Source organism: Janthinobacterium amylolyticum (assembly GCF_051380655.1).
GTDB lineage: Bacteria > Pseudomonadota > Gammaproteobacteria > Burkholderiales > Burkholderiaceae_D > Janthinobacterium.
Genome location: NZ_JBNYXL010000006.1, coordinates 320,329 through 337,049, shown reverse-complemented (window position 1 = coordinate 337,049; position 16,721 = coordinate 320,329). Strand labels below are relative to the sequence as shown.

The 16,721-nt window shown below is 61.5% G+C and carries 16 protein-coding genes; 15 read left to right on the top strand and 1 reads right to left on the bottom strand.

Annotation, left to right across the window (positions count from 1 at the left end; all coding sequences use genetic code 11):
* Position 1 precedes the first annotated feature (1 nt).
* The 7 genes from sdhA to ACQ4WR_RS15180 all read left to right on the top strand — a co-directional run bounded on the left by sdhA (position 2) and on the right by ACQ4WR_RS15180 (position 6,411).
* On the top strand, positions 2-1,783 hold the full coding sequence (gene sdhA / locus ACQ4WR_RS15210) for a succinate dehydrogenase flavoprotein subunit (protein ID WP_102293621.1): 1,782 nt from the start codon (positions 2-4) through the stop codon (positions 1,781-1,783).
* Between the two features lie 10 nt (positions 1,784-1,793).
* On the top strand, positions 1,794-2,504 hold the full coding sequence (locus ACQ4WR_RS15205) for a succinate dehydrogenase iron-sulfur subunit (RefSeq protein ID WP_102293620.1): 711 nt from the start codon (positions 1,794-1,796) through the stop codon (positions 2,502-2,504).
* Positions 2,505-2,621: 117 nt separating this feature from the next.
* On the top strand, positions 2,622-2,903 hold the full coding sequence (locus tag ACQ4WR_RS15200) for an FAD assembly factor SdhE (RefSeq protein ID WP_034752073.1): 282 nt from the start codon (positions 2,622-2,624) through the stop codon (positions 2,901-2,903).
* A 122-nt stretch (positions 2,904-3,025) separates the two neighbouring features.
* Positions 3,026-4,330 carry a citrate synthase gene (gene gltA, locus ACQ4WR_RS15195; protein WP_102293619.1) on the top strand — a complete coding sequence of 435 codons (1,305 nt, stop codon included), beginning with the start codon at positions 3,026-3,028 and terminating at the stop codon, positions 4,328-4,330.
* Between the two features lie 198 nt (positions 4,331-4,528).
* Positions 4,529-5,179: a PEP-CTERM sorting domain-containing protein gene (locus ACQ4WR_RS15190; RefSeq protein WP_436488201.1), complete on the top strand. Its 651-nt coding sequence runs from the start codon at positions 4,529-4,531 to the stop codon at positions 5,177-5,179.
* Positions 5,180-5,309: 130 nt separating this feature from the next.
* A complete protein-coding gene (locus ACQ4WR_RS15185; RefSeq protein ID WP_436488199.1) occupies positions 5,310-5,651 on the top strand; it encodes a winged helix-turn-helix transcriptional regulator in 342 nt (113 codons plus the stop codon).
* A gap of 217 nt (positions 5,652-5,868) precedes the next feature.
* Complete coding sequence (locus tag ACQ4WR_RS15180; protein ID WP_436488197.1) at positions 5,869-6,411, top strand: NAD(P)H-dependent oxidoreductase; 543 nt, start codon at positions 5,869-5,871, stop codon at positions 6,409-6,411.
* Between the two features lie 20 nt (positions 6,412-6,431).
* On the opposite strand, the gene ACQ4WR_RS15175 is transcribed toward ACQ4WR_RS15180, so the two are convergent.
* Positions 6,432-6,932: an MBL fold metallo-hydrolase gene (locus ACQ4WR_RS15175; RefSeq protein ID WP_436488195.1), complete on the bottom strand. Its 501-nt coding sequence runs from the start codon at positions 6,930-6,932 to the stop codon at positions 6,432-6,434.
* Between the two features lie 117 nt (positions 6,933-7,049).
* Here ACQ4WR_RS15175 and ACQ4WR_RS15170 point away from each other — a divergent pair, with 117 nt between their 5' ends.
* From ACQ4WR_RS15170 to ACQ4WR_RS15135, 8 genes are all read left to right on the top strand, one after another.
* Complete coding sequence (locus tag ACQ4WR_RS15170) at positions 7,050-8,024, top strand: LysR family transcriptional regulator (protein ID WP_436488194.1); 975 nt, start codon at positions 7,050-7,052, stop codon at positions 8,022-8,024.
* A 255-nt stretch (positions 8,025-8,279) separates the two neighbouring features.
* Positions 8,280-11,132 carry a 2-oxoglutarate dehydrogenase E1 component gene (locus ACQ4WR_RS15165; RefSeq protein WP_102293615.1) on the top strand — a complete coding sequence of 951 codons (2,853 nt, stop codon included), beginning with the start codon at positions 8,280-8,282 and terminating at the stop codon, positions 11,130-11,132.
* Positions 11,133-11,247: 115 nt separating this feature from the next.
* The gene (gene odhB, locus ACQ4WR_RS15160) at positions 11,248-12,504 is read left to right on the top strand and encodes a 2-oxoglutarate dehydrogenase complex dihydrolipoyllysine-residue succinyltransferase (RefSeq protein ID WP_436488192.1); all 1,257 of its coding nucleotides are present in this window, start codon (positions 11,248-11,250) and stop codon (positions 12,502-12,504) included.
* A 94-nt stretch (positions 12,505-12,598) separates the two neighbouring features.
* Positions 12,599-12,985 carry a PspC domain-containing protein gene (locus ACQ4WR_RS15155; RefSeq protein WP_102293613.1) on the top strand — a complete coding sequence of 129 codons (387 nt, stop codon included), beginning with the start codon at positions 12,599-12,601 and terminating at the stop codon, positions 12,983-12,985.
* Positions 12,975-14,405, top strand: coding sequence for a dihydrolipoyl dehydrogenase (gene lpdA, locus ACQ4WR_RS15150; RefSeq protein WP_034752057.1), 1,431 nt, complete (start codon positions 12,975-12,977; stop codon positions 14,403-14,405). The genes ACQ4WR_RS15155 and lpdA overlap by 11 nt, the downstream gene beginning before the upstream one ends.
* Before the next feature lie 93 nt (positions 14,406-14,498).
* Entirely contained in the window at positions 14,499-15,596 is a 1,098-nt protein-coding gene (zapE, locus tag ACQ4WR_RS15145; protein ID WP_436488190.1) for a cell division protein ZapE, read from the top strand.
* Between the two features lie 16 nt (positions 15,597-15,612).
* Positions 15,613-16,326 (top strand): hypothetical protein, encoded by a 714-nt coding sequence (locus ACQ4WR_RS15140; protein ID WP_436488188.1) that lies wholly within the window; start codon positions 15,613-15,615, stop codon positions 16,324-16,326.
* A gap of 152 nt (positions 16,327-16,478) precedes the next feature.
* Positions 16,479-16,679 carry a YdcH family protein gene (locus tag ACQ4WR_RS15135; protein WP_102299483.1) on the top strand — a complete coding sequence of 67 codons (201 nt, stop codon included), beginning with the start codon at positions 16,479-16,481 and terminating at the stop codon, positions 16,677-16,679.
* Positions 16,680-16,721 lie beyond the last annotated feature (42 nt).

The window sequence follows — 16,721 nt, the reverse complement described above, 5'->3', positions numbered from 1 at the left end:
CGTGGCAGCATATAAATCTGCAATTCCTACCCGCCGCTTTGATGCGGTCATCGTTGGCGCCGGCGGTTCCGGCATGCGCGCGTCGTTGCAGCTGGCTGAAGCCGGCCTGAACGTCGCAGTGCTCTCGAAAGTTTTCCCGACCCGTTCGCACACCGTGGCGGCGCAGGGCGGTATCGGCGCGTCGCTCGGCAACATGGCCGAAGACAACTGGTTCTGGCACATGTTCGACACCGTCAAGGGTGGCGACTATCTGGGCGACCAGGATGCCATCGAATTCATGTGCCGCGAAGCACCGAAGGTCGTGTACGAACTGGAACACTTCGGCATGCCATTCGACCGCAATCCTGACGGCACCATCTATCAGCGTCCGTTCGGCGGCCACACGGCCCACTTCGGCGAAAAGCCGGTGCAGCGCGCCTGCGCGGCAGCCGACCGTACCGGTCACGCCCTGCTGCACACGCTGTACCAGCGCAATGTACGCGCACGTACACACTTCTTCGTCGAATGGATGGCGCTCGACCTGATCCGTGACGCCGAAGGCGATGTAATCGGTGTGGTCGCGCTGGAAATGGAAACCGGCGAATGCATGATCCTGGAAGCAAAAACCACGGTCATGGCAACGGGCGGCGCAGGCCGTATCTTCGCCGCGTCGACGAATGCCTTCATCAACACCGGCGACGGCATGGGCATGGCGGCACGCGCCGGCCTGCCACTGCAAGACATGGAATTCTGGCAGTTCCACCCGACCGGCGTGGCCGGCGCGGGCGTATTGATCACCGAAGGCGTGCGCGGCGAAGGCGGCATCCTGATCAATAGCGAAGGCGAACGCTTCATGGAGCGCTATGCGCCGACCCTGAAGGATCTGGCGCCGCGCGACTTCGTCTCGCGTTCGATGGATCAGGAAATCAAGGAAGGCCGCGGCTGCGGTCCGAACAAGGACCACGTGATGCTGGACCTGCGCCATATCGGCGCCGATACCATCGCCAAGCGCCTGCCGTCGATCCTGGAAATCGGCCACAAGTTCGCCAACGTCGATGCGACCAAGGAACCGATTCCCGTCGTGCCGACGATTCACTACCAGATGGGCGGCATTCCCACGAACATCCACGGCCAGGTCGTCACCCCGACCGGTCCGGACAATTCGGCGAAAGTCGTCAACGGCCTGTACGCGATCGGCGAGTGCGCCTGCGTGTCGGTGCACGGCGCCAACCGCCTGGGCACCAACTCGCTGCTGGACCTGGTGGTCTTCGGCCGCGCGGCCGGCAACCATATCGTCAACAGCGGCCTGAAAGCCAAGGAGAACAAGCCTTTGCCAGCCGACGCAGCTGAATTTGCCATGGGCCGCTTGCAGCGCCTGGAAAACTCGACCGGCACGGAAACCGTGCAGGGCGTGGCGAACGACATCCGCGCAACGATGCAGAAGTACTGTGGCGTGTTCCGTACCGACGAGATGCTGAACAAGGGCGTCGAGGAAATCATGAAGCTGGACGAGCGCCGCAAGCACGTCTCGTTCAAGGACAAGTCGATGGTCTTCAACACGGCCCGCGTGGAAGCGCTGGAGCTGGACAACCTGATCGAAACGGCGAAAGCGACGATCGTCTCGGCAGCAGCGCGCAAGGAATCGCGCGGCGCCCACGCCCAGGACGACCATCCGCAACGCGACGACGTCAACTGGATGAAGCACACGCTGTGGTACTCGGAAGGCAACCGCCTGGAATACAAGCCAGTCGTGACCAAACCGCTGACGGTCGATACCTTCAAGCCAAAACCACGTACTTTCTAAAGGTCAGAACATGGCACGCACTCTCAAATTTAAAATCTACCGCTACGATCCTGACCAGGATGCCAAGCCTTACATGCAAGACCTGACGGTCGAACTGAAAGACACCGACAAGATGCTGCTGGACGCACTGCAGCGCATCAAGTCCGACGTCGATGACTCGCTGGCCCTGCGCCGCTCGTGCCGCGAAGGCGTGTGCGGTTCGGACGCGATGAACATCAACGGCAAGAATGGCCTGGCATGCACCACCAACCTGAACGAACTGTCGGAGCCTATCGTGCTGCGCCCGTTGCCAGGCTTGCCAGTCATCCGCGACCTGATCGTCGACATGACGCAATTCTTCAAGCAGTACGATTCGATCAAGCCGTTCCTGATCAACGACTCGATCCCGCCTGAAAAAGAGCGCCTGCAGACGCCGGAACAGCGCGAAGAACTCGATGGCCTGTACGAGTGCATCCTGTGCGCATGCTGCTCCACGTCGTGCCCGTCGTTCTGGTGGAATCCCGACAAGTTCGTCGGTCCTGCAGGCCTGCTGCAAGCCTACCGTTTCATCGCCGATTCGCGCGACGAAGCCACCGGCGCGCGTCTGGACAACCTGGAAGATCCGTACCGTCTGTTCCGCTGCCACTCGATCATGAACTGTGTCGACGTCTGCCCGAAAGGGTTGAACCCGAACAAGGCGATTGGCAAGATCAAGGAATTGATGGTCCGCCGCGCGATCTGATCCGTCTGATCGCGTCCGCCGGGCGCCGTGTGCCGGAAGCGGGTATCCTCGCTTCCTGGCAGGCGGCGCCTGCAAAGCAGCACCGTGCCGCAAGGCACACGTAAAGTGGTAAACCAAATGACAGAATCAATTTTGTCCTCGCATCAGGCCGACCCGGCCAACCGCGCCCGCCTGCGCTGGCGTTCACGCCGTGGCCTGCTGGAAAACGACATTATCCTGACCCGTTTTCTCGATGCGTATGAAACCGAATTGACCGATGAAGAAGTTGACGCGCTGACGCGTTTGCTGGATTTGTCGGACAATGCGTTAATGGATCTGGTACTGGCCCGTAAAGAGCCGGAAGGCGAAGTCGATCTGCCGCATGTGCGCGCACTGCTGCAACGACTGCGCATTGCCTAGACGCCTGGGCGATATATTGCAAACGGTGCGAGTGGCGCGCTGTAGCAACGCCGAATTGCGTTGCGAATTGCAGCCAGAATTTTTGATTTTAATTTCGACTCACTCCCGAGAAGGAAGAGCCCATGAATACCTCTGACACAAAAGCTACCCTGTCGTTCTCCGATGGCAGCCCATCGCTTGAATTTCCAATCTACAAAGGCACGGTTGGTCCGGACGTCATCGACATCCGCAAACTGTACGCCGGTAGCGGCAAGTTCACCTACGACCCAGGCTTTATGTCGACCGCCTCGTGCAATTCGTCGATCACCTACATCGACGGCGACAAGGGCGAACTGCTGTACCGCGGTTACCCGATCGAACAGTTGGCCGTCAACGCCGACTTCATGGAATCGTGCTACCTGCTGCTGAACGGCGAACTGCCGAACGCGGCGCAAAAAGCCAAGTTCGTCGACACCGTGACCAAGCACACGATGGTCCACGAGCAGATGCAATTCTTCTTCCGTGGCTTCCGCCGCGACGCGCATCCGATGTCGATCCTGGTCGGTACCGTCGGTGCGCTGGCGTCGTTCTACCATGACTCGCTGGACATCAACGACCCGCGTCACCGCGAAGTGTCGGCCATCCGCCTGATCGCCAAGATGCCGACCCTGGTCGCCATGACCTACAAGTACTCGATCGGCCAGCCGTTCACGTACCCGCGCAACGACCTGTCGTACAGCGCCAACTTCATGCACATGATGTTCGCCAACCCGTGCGAAGACTACAAGGTCAACGACGTGCTGGTGCGCGCCCTGGACCGCATCCTGATCCTGCACGCGGACCACGAGCAAAACGCATCGACCTCGACCGTCCGTCTGGCCGGTTCGTCGGGCGCCAACCCGTTTGCCTGTATCGCTGCCGGTATCGCCTGCCTGTGGGGCCCTGCTCACGGCGGCGCCAACGAAGCGGCACTGAACATGCTGAAGGAAATCGGCACCGTCGAGAACATCCCTGCCTTCATCGAGCAAGTCAAGGACAAGAACTCCGGCGTCAAGCTGATGGGCTTTGGCCACCGCGTGTACAAGAACTTCGACCCGCGCGCCAAGCTGATGCGTGAAACCTGCTATGAAGTGCTGAACGAACTGGGCCTGCAAGACGACCCATTGTTCAAGCTGGCGATGGAACTGGAAAAGATTGCACTGAACGACGAATACTTCGTTTCGCGCAAACTCTACCCGAACGTCGACTTCTACTCGGGCATCGTGCAATCGGCGCTGGGCATCCCTGTGTCGCTGTTCACCGGTATCTTCGCCATGGCCCGTACCATCGGCTGGATCGCCCAGTGGAACGAAATGATCGCCGATCCTGAGCAAAAAATCGGCCGTCCGCGCCAGCTGTTCGTCGGTTCGACGACCCGCGAAGTGCTGCCACTAGACAAGCGCGCTTAAGTTACAGCGCCGTGTTCCTGCCGGGCCTTGCGGCCCGGCGCACAAAAGCGAGCCTGATGGCTCGTTTTTTTTATGCCTGCCGCGCTCGCCTGGCTGTCGGCACAATAGTTGTATAAACAAGTAATAAATATTGCAACTTTCGACGTAAATGTGGCATCATTGCATTGTTATTTTATTTACAACCAATGAAAGGCTCACATGAAACTGTCGCAACTGTTTTGCTGTGCCGTTTTTGCCGCCATGGCCGCCAGCGCTTCCGCCGCCGTGCCCGGGCATGCCTACACCCTCGATTTCAATGACCGCAGCACGGCCTGCGGCGCCCAGCCTTGCGATGGCATTCCGCAAACCTACGGCGATGTGGCCGGCGTCGTCGATCTCAGCTATACGGCTCCCTGGACGGGCAGCTACGTGCCCTGGAGTACAAGCCCTATCTCGGGAGGGTTTCTGGCGCCATCCTTTGTGCATTCCAGCGGTGCCAGCGGGGTGTCGATTTACATCGAGGCGCTGCGCCCCGGGGCCAGCGTGACCCTGCACCATTTCGACATGCTGACGACCGGCGGGAGGCATAGTCTTGACCTTATAGTGAGCGACTTGCAAGGGAAGCTGCTGTACAGCAGGCGCGCATACATTGGTTCGTACGATGATCCCACGTTCAGTACCATCGAAGGTTTTGATCCTGAAATAACAGTATTGGGCGGCCTGAGGCTGTGGTGGAGCGGGGGCGGCATGAGCGTGGGGATAGATAATATCGCTTTCGAGGTGTCGCCCGTGCCCGAGCCTTCCACTTATTTGATGCTGATGGCCGGCCTGCTGGCCATCGGCGCCGCCGCGCGCCGCCGCAAGGCTTGACGGGCCCGAGGGGGCTGGTGCACACGAGCGCGCCTTGCGGCGCGCTTTTTTCATATCGGCCATGCCGTGCATGGCCGATGGCGCGCAAAGCTGCTACGCTGGGTCCTGGATCAACAGCAAGCAGAACGTGATGAACGAAGAAACATGCGCCCCCGCCGGCGTGGCGCTGGGCGAGACGGGATTTGGCTATACCTTGTCGCTGATCGGTGGCAAGTACAAGATGCTGATCCTGTATGCGCTGGCGGCCAACAAGGTGCTGCGGCATAACGAGCTCAAACGCCATCTCGGCGGCATCGCCTTCAAGACACTCAGCGTCGTATTGAAGGAGCTGGAAGCCGATGCGCTGATCGTGCGCAAGGAATACCCGCAAGTCCCGCCCAAGGTTGAGTATTTCCTTTCAACGAAAGGCGCATCGCTGATTCCCGTGCTCAATACCCTGTGCGAGTGGGGCGAGCGGCACCAGGCCACCTGATGTCGGCACATTATCGGGGGCGGTTTTTTTGCGCCCTTATTACTTACTTTTCTTCCTGTATGTGCAATCAATGTGCGTACTTGTGAAAAATACTCGGCAGGACTATGCTGCAGTGGCCTGTGCGGGCGCGGCGACGCGCTACAGGGCAGGGTACCGGCTTGCCTGCGTTTTTGTGAGCGCGGCAGCGGTGCACCGATCCCACTCTTTTGAAAGCAGCATGATGAAAACCCTTGTAATCGTCTTTCACCCCAACCTCGCCACCTCGGTCGCCAACCGGCGCTGGCTGCAGGAAGTGGCGCAACACCCGGAGCGCTACACCATCCACGACGTGCATCAGGCTTATCCCGACGGCGTCATCGACGTGGCGCGGGAACAGGCGCTGGTGGAGGCGCACGCCGACGTGGTGCTGCAGTTCCCCGTGTACTGGTTCAGCTGTCCGCCATTGCTGAAAAAGTGGCTCGACGAGGTGCTGGCGCATGGCTGGGCGTATGGCACGGGCGGCGATGCCTTCCGCGGACGCAAGGTGGCCCTGGCCGTGACGGCCGGGATACGCGAGGAGGATTTCACGCCGGCAGGCAAGTGGCGGCACACGCTGGCGCAGCTGCTGGCGCCGTTTGAAGTGACGTTGAACTATATCGGTGCCGAAAGCCGTCCGTTCTTTGCCTTCTATGGCGCCGAAGACGGGCCGGCGGAACACGGTTATGCGGAACGCCTGGCCCGCAGCGCACACGACTATGTGCGCTTCCTGTCGGCGCTATAGGCGGGACAAGCGCCGGCGCGCTATCGGCATGCCGCGTCCAGGTGGCGCAGCGCGATCTGCCGCCCTTCCAGCGGCAGGCTGGCGCCATCATGGGGCTGCGGCAGGACGATGCGGCGCGGCGCGTTGTGCTTGAGGATGCCGCCCCAGTGGGCCACCCTGGCACCGGCCTCGCGGCGGATCGCCGCCACCGTGGCGCAGCTGGCCAGGATGCGCGCCTGCGGAAAGGCTTCCTGCAGCACGCCCAGGCCGAAATAGGCTTGCGGCTCGGCGGCGCTGATATAGATGGTGGTCAGGTGTTTGCCGCTGGCGGCGATGGTGTGTGCTAACTGCGCGGCATCGTCGCGCCGGAACTGGGCATTGACCAGGATGGCGTCGCGCACGCCGCTCAGCAGGACGGAAGGTGAGTGCGCACTGCCCAGGTATTGCAGGGCAAAGCCGGCCAGGGAAGAGCGCGGAGCAGGGAAGCTGCCGGCAAATGGGGCAGGGCGGGAGCGGTCATGCGGGACGGGATTCGACAACATGCGCGTTTCTCTGGATTCGTTATCAGTGACACATATTATCCTTTCGACTATGCGTAGCAAATAGGGTAGATTGCAATACTTAGTTGCATGGATCGGATGAATCAAGGGAGTGTCCGCATGGACCGCATCACCGCAGCACAAGTTTTTGTCGCCATCGCCGAACGCGGCAGCATGGTCGCCGCCAGCGAAGCGCTGGATATGTCGCGCGCCATGGTGACGCGCTACCTGGCCGAGATGGAGCAATGGGCCGGGGCGCGGCTGTTGCATCGCACCACGCGCCGTTTGAGCCTGACGGATGCGGGCGACGCCACGCTGGCGCGCTGCCGGCAGATGCTGGAGGTGGCGGGCGCCATGGCCGTCATGGCGCCGGAAGGCGCCGACACGCCGCAAGGTTTGCTGCGCATTACCTGTTCGCAGTCGCTGGCGCAGACGGCGCTGGCTGGCGCAGTGACCGCTTACCTGCGCCGCTATCCGCGCGCCGCCATCGACCTGCAGATGGAGAACCGCGCCGTCAACCTGGTGGAGCAGCGCATCGACCTGGCGATCCGCATCACGAATGCGCTCGAGCCGAACCTGATCGCGCGCCAGCTGGCCAGCTGCGCCTCGGTGGTGTGCGCCGCACCATCGTATCTGGCGGCGCACGGCACGCCGCGCAGGGCGGAAGACCTGGCCCTGCACAACTGCCTCACGTACACCTATTTCGGCAAGAGCCTGTGGCAGTTTACCCACAATGGGGAAGCGCTCACTGTGCCGGTCAGCGGCAGCCTGTCGGCGAATGAATCGCTGGTCCTGCTGGTGGCCACGGTGGCGGGGGCGGGCATCGCCATGCAGCCGCGCTATTCGGCCGCGCCGCTGATCGCCGGCGGTCAGCTGGTCGAGCTGCTGCCCGCCTACCAGCCGCAGGACATGGGCATCTACGGCATCTATACCTCGCGCCAGCATATGTCGCCGCTGCTGCGCACCATGCTTGATTTTCTGCTCGACTGGTTTGCCACGGATGATCAGTGGCTGGCGGCGATCGCCGCGCCGGCGTTGCCAGGCAGACCACTTGTGCGCCAGCGGCGCGCCGGCGCGGTCAGCAAGGTGCCGTAAGCGCAATAGTGGCAGGCTTGCAAGCCCGGGAAAATCAGCCACACAGCTTACATTTGCTTGCCAAATAAAATCCAACTAGCAGTTGTTGCGTTACAATACCGCGTGCTATTCTAAATGACGGTATGCAGAATGCTGGTGCAATAAAAAAGCCCTTCCCCACAACTTGATGTGCAATCCGCTAACCGGTCAGGCCGTGTCGCGGAAGGTTAGATTAACCCGCTAATCTCGCGAAGCGCGAAGAAAGGTGAGCAATATATGCAGCAATTAACGACCAACTCCTACCTGTTCGGTGGGAATGCTCCGTACGTGGAAGACCTGTACGAAGCGTATTTGAACAATCCAGGCTCGGTACCCGATAACTGGCGTTCCTACTTCGACGCGATGCAGCACGTGCCTGCCGTCGATGGCACCAACAAGCCTGACGTGGCGCATGCCTCCGTCGTCGCCTCGTTCGCCGAGCGCGCAAAGGCCGGTCCTATCCGTACCGTCACCGCTTCCTTCGATGCCGAAATGGGCCGCAAGCGCGTCGCCGCTACCCAACTGATCGCCGCTTACCGCTACCTGGGCACGCACTGGGCCAACCTGGATCCGCTGCAGCGCCAGGAACGTCCGATGATCCCGGAACTGGACCCGAGCTTCTACGGCTTCACCGATGCGGACATGGACACCGTGTTCAACATCAGCAATACCTATTTTGGCCCCGAGACCGCCACCCTGCGCGATCTGCTGAACTATCTGCGCGACACCTACACGCGTTCGATCGGCGCCGAATTCATGTACATCTCCGACCCGGCCGAAAAGCGCTGGCTGCAAGAGAAACTGGAATCGATCCGCTCCACCCCGAATTTCACCCCAGAGAAAAAAATCCACATCCTCGACCGCCTGACCGCGGCTGAAGGCCTGGAACGCTACCTGCATACCCGCTACGTGGGCCAGAAGCGCTTCTCCCTGGAAGGCGGCGAAACGTTCATCGCCTCGATGGATGAAACCATCCAGCGCGCCGGCGAAAAAGGCGTGCAGGAAATCGTCATCGGCATGGCCCACCGCGGCCGTCTGAACGTACTGGTCAACACCCTGGGCAAGGCGCCACAGGAACTGTTCGAAGAATTCGAAGGCAAGCATGGCGACGACCTGCCAGCCGGCGACGTGAAGTACCATCAAGGCTTCTCGTCGGACATCTCCACCGCGGGCGGCCCGGTCCACCTGTCGCTGGCGTTCAACCCGTCGCACCTGGAAATCGTCAACCCTGTGGTTGAAGGTTCCGTCAAGGCACGCATGGACCGCCGCGGCGACGTGCACGGCGCGCAAGTGCTGCCGATCCTGGTGCACGGCGATGCCGCTTTCGCCGGCCAGGGCGTGGTCATGGAAACCTTGAATCTGGCGCAAACCCGCGGCTACGGCACGGGCGGCACGGTGCATATCGTGATCAACAACCAGATCGGTTTCACCACCTCGGATCCACGCGACTCGCGCTCGACCCTGTACTGCTCGGACGTCGTCAAGATGATCGAAGCACCGGTCCTGCACATCAACGCCGATGATCCTGAAGCCGTGGTACTGGCGACGCAAATCGCGCTCGACTACCGCATGGAATTCAAGAAGGACATCGTCCTCGACATCATCTGCTACCGCAAGCTGGGCCACAATGAGCAAGATACGCCAGCACTGACGCAGCCGCTGATGTATAAGCGCATCGGCCAGCACCCAGGCACCCGCAAGCTGTACGCGGACAAGCTGGTAGCGCAAGGCGTGATCCCTGCCGATGGCGGCGACAAAATGGTAGCCGCCTTCCGCGACGCCATGGACGCCGGCAAGCACACCGTCGATCCAGTCATCTCGAACTTCAAGAACAAGTACGCCGTCGACTGGCTGCCGTTCCTGAACAAGAAATGGACCGACTCGGCCGATACCGCCGTGCCGATGACGGAACTGAAACGTCTGGCCGCGCGCATCACCACCGTGCCGGAACAGTTCAAGGTCCACTCGCTGGTGGAAAAAGTCCTGGGCGACCGCGCCACCATGGGCCGCGGCGAAATGAACCTGGACTGGGGCATGGGCGAACACCTGGCCTACGCTTCGCTGGTATCGTCCGGCTACGCCATCCGCCTGACGGGCCAGGATGCCGGCCGCGGTACCTTCGTGCACCGCCACGCCGTGCTGCATGACCAGAACCGCGAGCGCTGGGATGCCGGTACCTACATTCCGCTGCAAAACGTGTCGGAAAACCAGGCACCGTTCACCGTCATCGACTCGGTGCTGTCCGAAGAAGCCGTACTGGCCTTCGAATACGGCTACTCGACCGCTGAACCGAACACCCTGACGATCTGGGAAGCCCAGTTCGGCGACTTCGCCAACGGCGCGCAAGTGGTCATCGACCAGTTCATCAGCTCCGGCGAAGTGAAGTGGGGCCGCGCTTCGGGCCTGGTCATGATGCTGCCGCACGGTTACGAAGGCCAGGGTCCTGAGCACTCGTCCGCGCGTCCTGAGCGTTTCCTGCAGCTGTGCGCAGACAACAACATGCAAGTGGTGCAGCCGACGACGGCTTCGCAGATTTTCCACCTGCTGCGCCGCCAGATGGTGCGCCAGTTCCGCAAGCCGCTGGTCATCCTGACGCCGAAGTCGCTGTTGCGCAACAAGGATGCCGGTTCGCCGCTGACCGACCTGGCCAAGGGCGGTTTCCAGACCGTGATCGGCGAAGTCGACGACAAAATCGATGCCAAGAAAGTCAAGCGCGTCATCGCCTGCTCGGGCAAGGTCTACTACGACCTGGTCAACGCACGCAAGACCCGCGGCCAGACCGACACGGCCATCGTGCGCCTGGAACAGCTGTATCCGTTCCCGCACAAGTCGTTCGCTGCTGAACTGAAGAAGTTCCCGAACCTGGTGGAAGTGGTCTGGGCGCAGGACGAGCCGCAGAATCAGGGCGCCTGGTTCCAGATCCAGCACAACATCTTCGAAGGCCTGGAATCGGGTCAGCGTCTGGCTTACGCCGGCCGTCCTGCTTCGGCGTCGCCTGCTGTCGGTTACTATGACAAGCACTACGCCCAGCAAAAAGACCTGCTGGAAACGGCGTTCTCGAAGCTGAAGGGTTTCATTCTCACCAAGTAAGCGGGAATGCGGGCGCCGTGCGGTTTGCATGGCGCCTGATTACATAGATGATCACGGAGCGCCGCCCTTGCTACGCAGGGGCGGCGCCGCAAGAACAAAATAAACGGAGTTTTACATGGCACAAATCGAAGTCAAAGTTCCTCAGTTGTCGGAATCGGTTGCAGAAGCGACCCTGCTGGCATGGCATAAAAAAGTCGGCGAGCCAGTGGCGCGCGACGAAAACATGATCGATATCGAAACCGATAAAGTGGTCCTGGAACTGCCTGCGCCAGCCGCTGGCGTGATCGTGCAGATCATCAAGGCTGACGGCGCCACCGTCGTTGCCGGCGAAGTCATCGCCATCATCGATACCGACGGCTCGGCCAAGGTCAGCCCGATGGAAGTGTCGGCCGTTCCTGCACCAGCCCTGGCTGCCGCCGCGCAAGACGCCGCCACCGCCTCCGCACCAGCTGCCGCGACCAAGGGCGATGTCGCCATGCCTGCCGCCGCCAAGATCCTGTCGGAAAAAGGCCTGTCCGCTGGCGACGTCGCCGGTTCGGGCAAAGATGGCCGCGTGACCAAGGGCGACGCCCTGGCCGCTTCCGCCAAGCCTGCCGTTGCGCCGCTGGCGCCAGCCGCTGCCAAGCCAGCGCTGCAGCAAGTGGCCACCCCTTCGGCCGCCAACCTGGGCGACCGTCCGGAAGAGCGCGTGCCGATGAGCCGCCTGCGCGCCCGTATCGCCGAGCGCCTGCTGCAATCGCAATCGACGAACGCCATCCTGACCACGTTCAATGAAGTGAACATGCAGCCGGTCATCGACCTGCGCAACAAGTACAAGGACAAGTTCGAGAAAGAGCACGGCGTCAAGCTGGGCTTCATGTCCTTCTTCGTCAAGGCCGCTGTCGCCGCCCTGAAAAAGTACCCGATCATCAACGCTTCCGTTGACGGTAACGACATCGTTTACCACGGCTACTTCGACATCGGCATCGCTGTCGGTTCGCCACGCGGCCTGGTCGTGCCTATCATCCGCAACGCGGACCAGCTGTCGATCGCCGACATCGAGAAAAAAATCGGTGAATTCGGCGCGAAAGCCAAAGAAGGCAAGCTGACCCTGGACGACCTGACGGGCGGTACCTTCTCGATCTCGAACGGCGGCACCTTCGGCTCCATGCTGTCGACCCCGATCATCAACCCGCCACAATCGGCCATCCTGGGCGTGCATGCGACCAAGGACCGCGCTGTCGTCGAAAACGGCCAGATCGTGGTACGTCCGATGAACTACCTGGCCATGTCCTACGACCACCGCATCATCGACGGCCGCGAAGCTGTCCTGGGCCTGGTGGCGATGAAAGAAGCGCTGGAAGATCCTGCACGCCTGCTGCTGGACCTGTAAGCACCGTAGTCCCCCGGCTTGGCCGCCGGGGCAATGTAGCTGATACCCCTTGCCAGAAGACGCAGCTGGCTGATCTCAACGAAAGAGGATTCCCATGAACGTCTCTGAAGAAATCAAGCGTCTGCACGAGTTGCACCTGGCGGGCGCCCTGAGCGACGCGGAATTCGCGCAAGCGAAAGCCAAGCTCCTGAGCAGTATCAACCTGGACAAGCCGGACAGCACGTCCGGCGCCAATGCCTCCGGCTCCGGCCCGGCAAATGACCTGGTGCAGGAATTCAGCCGCCTGCGCCGTTCGCGCAACGACCGCTGGCTGGGCGGCGTGTGCGGCGGCCTGGGACGCGCTTCCGGCATGGAAGCGTGGATCTGGCGCCTGGTGTTCGTCCTGTTTACATTGACCTTCGGCTTCGGCGTGGTGATTTACCTTCTATTGTGGATTTTCGTACCAGACGAAGAGATTGGAATAACAAAACATGAGTACTAAACAATTTGACGTAGTTGTCATCGGTGCGGGCCCTGGCGGCTACATCGCCGCCATCCGCGCAGCGCAGCTGGGCTTTTCCGTCGCTTGCGTCGACGAGTGGTCGAACGCCAAGGGCGGCGCCGCGCCTGGCGGTACCTGCACCAACGTCGGCTGCATCCCGTCGAAAGCGCTGCTGCAATCGTCCGAGCATTTCGAACACGCGGGCCACAGCTTCGCCGAGCACGGCATCGACGTCGCCGGCCTGAAGCTGAACCTGGGCCAGATGCTCAAGCGCAAAGACACCGTCGTCAAGCAAAACAACGACGGCATCCTGTACCTGTTCAAGAAGAACAAGATCGCCTTCTTCCACGGCCGCGCCGCTTTTGCCGCCGCAGCCGCTGGCACGTATGACATCAGCGTCACGGGCGAAGCCAACGAAACCCTGACGGCCAAGCATGTGGTCATCGCCACGGGTTCGAACGCACGCGAACTGCCGGGCGCACCATTCGACGAAAAACTGATCCTGTCGAATACGGGCGCACTGGCCATCGACGCCGTTCCAGCCAAGCTGGGCGTCATCGGTGCCGGCGTGATCGGCCTGGAAATGGGCAGCGTATGGCGCCGCCTGGGTTCCGACGTCACGGTGCTGGAAGGCCTGCCGGTCTTCCTCGGCGCCGTCGACGAGCAGATCGCCAAGGAAGCGTCGAAGCTGTTCACCAAGCAAGGCTTGAAGATCAACCTCGGTTGCAAGATCGGTGCGATCACGCCAGGCAAGAAAGACGTCACGGTGGAATTCGTCGACGCCAAGGGCGAAGCGCAAAAAGCCGTGTTCGACAAACTGATCATCTCGATCGGCCGCACGCCGAACACGAATGGCCTGGGCGCCGATAAAGTCGGCCTGCAGCTGGACGAGCGCGGCTTCATCGCCGTCGATGGCGACTGCAAGACCAACCTGCCGAACGTGTGGGCGGTGGGCGACGTCGTGCGCGGCCCGATGCTGGCGCACAAGGCGGAAGAAGAAGGCGTTGCCGTGGCCGAGCGTATCGCTGGCCAGCACGGTCACACCAACTTCAACACGATTCCGTGGGTGATCTACACCTCGCCGGAAATCGCGTGGGTCGGCAAGACCGAGCAAACCCTGAAGGCCGAAGGCATCGCCTACAAGGCCGGTACCTTCCCGTTCATGGCCAACGGCCGTGCGCGCGCGCTGGGCGACACCTCGGGCATGGTGAAATTCCTGGCCGATGCGACCACCGATGAAATCCTCGGCGTGCACATCGTCGGCCCGATGGCGTCCGAACTGATTTCCGAAGCCGTCGTGGCGATGGAATTCAAGGCCTCGGCCGAAGACATCGCGCGCATCTGCCACGCTCACCCATCCTTGTCGGAAGCGACCAAGGAAGCGGCACTGGCGGTTGACAAGCGTACGCTGAACTTCTAAGCCAGTACAGTACTTCGCAGCGGGCCGGCAAAGCAGTTTCTGCCTTGCCGGCCCGTTTGCGCTATGTCCAGAATTCCTGTTGAATCGAATCCCATGAACGTTGAAGAGTTTTACCAGAACGCGTTGCAGAAGCGCGATTTCAAGGCCGATGCCGCCCAGCGCCGCGCGGTCGACCGCCTGCAGCAGTGCTATGACGAATGGGTGGCCTACAAGGGCGCGCGTTCGAGCACCTTCAAGCGCCTGATCAACCGTCCGTCCGTGCCGAAAGGCGTGTACATGTGGGGCGGGGTGGGGCGCGGCAAGTCGTTCCTGATGGACAGCTTCTATTCGGTCGTGCCCGTGGTGCGCAAGACGCGATTGCACTTCCATGAATTCATGCGCGGCGTGCACCAGCAGCTCGATGAATTGAAAGGCGTGGCCGATCCGCTCGACGAAGTGGCGAAACGCATCGCGAAGAAATACCGTCTCATCTGTTTCGATGAATTCCACGTCTCTGACATCGCCGATGCGATGATCCTCTACAACCTGCTGTCGGCCCTGTTCGACAACGGCGTGTCCTTCATCATGACCTCGAATTACGATCCGGACCTGCTGTACCCGGACGGCCTGCACCGCGACCGCATGCTGCCGACCATCGCGCTGCTGAAGGACAAGCTCGACGTGATGAACGTCGACGCGGGCGTCGACTACCGCGGCCGCGCGCTGGAACAGGTGGAAAGCTACTACACGCCGCTGGGTGCGGCCACCGACAAGGCCTTGCGCGACGCCTACGCGCACATCGCCGAGACGGCCGACGAAGACGCGCGCATCCGCATCGAAAGCCGCGAAATCCATTGCCTGCGCCGCGCCGGCGGCATCATCTGGTTCGATTTCGCCACCCTGTGCGGCGGTCCCCGTTCGCAAAATGATTACCTGGAAATCGCCAGCCGCTTCCATACAGTGATATTGTCCGGCATACCGGCCATGTCGGCGGCGCAGTCGTCCGAGGCGCGCCGCTTCACCTGGCTGATCGATGTCTTTTATGACCAGAAGGTCAAGCTGATCATGTCGGCCGAAGTGCCGCCCGAGCAGCTGTACACGAATGGCATGCTGGCCAACGAGTTTCACCGTACCGTTTCGCGTATCATCGAGATGCAATCGCGCGAATACATGGAAAAAGAACAGCGCGGCGCAGCCGACGCGATCGTTTGAGGCAGGAAGAATGAACATGATGTCAAATACACTATGCAAGCTGGCAGCGGCCCTGGGCCTGGCGCTGGCACTGTCCGCCTGCGCGCACCAGGGCGAGGCGGCGCTGGACGAGGTCGGCGCACCGCAAGTGCCCGCCACGCTCTCCGTCGAGGAGGCCGATGCCAAGCTCAAGTTGGCAGCCAGTGAACGCGAGGCGGCGGAAAACGAGTTTGCCGCGCGCGAACAGGAGTGCTACAACAAGTTCTTCGTGAACAGCTGCCTCGACACGGCCAAGGAAAAGCGCCGTTTGATCCTCGTGCGCCTGCGCGCCATCGAGGCCGAGGCGAATCATTTCAAGCGCGCCGAATCCGTGCGTCTGCGCGATATCGACCTGGCGCGTACGCAGGAAACGGCACGCCTGGATGCGGAACAGCGCGCCGCCGCCTTGCCCAAGCCCGTGAAAGTGGTAGCGCCCGAACCGGCGCCGCCCAAGCCGCAAGGCAAGAGCCTGGCCCAGCGCGAAGCCGAATATGCGGCAAGAGTGAATAAACAGGCGGCGGAAGAAGCGGCGGAAGCGCCGCGCCGCGCCGAGCGCGAAGCGGCGTTTGCCCGCAAGCAGGCTGAGGCTGCGGCGCGCCAGCAGCGCGTTGCCGCGCGCCTGGCCGAGCGCCAGGCGGAAGCCGCCGCCAAGGCCGCCAAGGCTGCCGCCGCGGCCAGCGCGCCAGCGCCGGCCGTTCCTCCCGCGAATTGACCGGCGCCGGGCCGGCGCGCCGGAAATGGCGTGCCGTATCCCGCGCGGCAGGTTAAACTACGCACTCGCCGGCAAAGCCGGCGCAGATGGCGGCTGGCGTATTTGCGTACGCCAGGCACGCCTGTTGACCAACATTGCCTGGAACGCCACACATGAGCGATGCACAGCAAATAGAGCGGCGCCTGATTGAACTCGACGTTGAACATCGCGACCTCGATACCGTTATCGAGCTGCTGATACTCGATGGCCATCATGACGAGCTGCAACTGCGCCGTCTGAAAAAGCGCAAATTGCAATTAAAAGATCACATCACATTGCTCAGAATGCAATTGGTGCCCGATGTTCCAGCCTGAGGGACGCCAGTAGCGTCCGGCCCAGCTTTCACTTAAGTATAT

What these genes read in the sequence shown, in the direction of transcription:
- zapE (WP_436488190.1), top strand. Translation starts at nt 14,499, where the DNA reads ATGAACGTTGAAGAGTTTTACCAGAACGCGTTGCAGAAGCGCGATTTC.
- lpdA (WP_034752057.1), top strand. Translation starts at nt 12,975, where the DNA reads ATGAGTACTAAACAATTTGACGTAGTTGTCATCGGTGCGGGCCCTGGC.
- ACQ4WR_RS15135 (WP_102299483.1), top strand. Translation starts at nt 16,479, where the DNA reads ATGAGCGATGCACAGCAAATAGAGCGGCGCCTGATTGAACTCGACGTT.
- ACQ4WR_RS15205 (WP_102293620.1), top strand. Translation starts at nt 1,794, where the DNA reads ATGGCACGCACTCTCAAATTTAAAATCTACCGCTACGATCCTGACCAG.
- ACQ4WR_RS15200 (WP_034752073.1), top strand. Translation starts at nt 2,622, where the DNA reads ATGACAGAATCAATTTTGTCCTCGCATCAGGCCGACCCGGCCAACCGC.
- ACQ4WR_RS15165 (WP_102293615.1), top strand. Translation starts at nt 8,280, where the DNA reads ATGCAGCAATTAACGACCAACTCCTACCTGTTCGGTGGGAATGCTCCG.
- ACQ4WR_RS15185 (WP_436488199.1), top strand. Translation starts at nt 5,310, where the DNA reads ATGAACGAAGAAACATGCGCCCCCGCCGGCGTGGCGCTGGGCGAGACG.
- ACQ4WR_RS15155 (WP_102293613.1), top strand. Translation starts at nt 12,599, where the DNA reads ATGAACGTCTCTGAAGAAATCAAGCGTCTGCACGAGTTGCACCTGGCG.
- ACQ4WR_RS15190 (WP_436488201.1), top strand. Translation starts at nt 4,529, where the DNA reads ATGAAACTGTCGCAACTGTTTTGCTGTGCCGTTTTTGCCGCCATGGCC.
- gltA (WP_102293619.1), top strand. Translation starts at nt 3,026, where the DNA reads ATGAATACCTCTGACACAAAAGCTACCCTGTCGTTCTCCGATGGCAGC.
- ACQ4WR_RS15170 (WP_436488194.1), top strand. Translation starts at nt 7,050, where the DNA reads ATGGACCGCATCACCGCAGCACAAGTTTTTGTCGCCATCGCCGAACGC.
- odhB (WP_436488192.1), top strand. Translation starts at nt 11,248, where the DNA reads ATGGCACAAATCGAAGTCAAAGTTCCTCAGTTGTCGGAATCGGTTGCA.
- ACQ4WR_RS15175 (WP_436488195.1), bottom strand. Translation starts at nt 6,932, where the DNA reads ATGTTGTCGAATCCCGTCCCGCATGACCGCTCCCGCCCTGCCCCATTT.
- ACQ4WR_RS15180 (WP_436488197.1), top strand. Translation starts at nt 5,869, where the DNA reads ATGATGAAAACCCTTGTAATCGTCTTTCACCCCAACCTCGCCACCTCG.
- ACQ4WR_RS15140 (WP_436488188.1), top strand. Translation starts at nt 15,613, where the DNA reads ATGATGTCAAATACACTATGCAAGCTGGCAGCGGCCCTGGGCCTGGCG.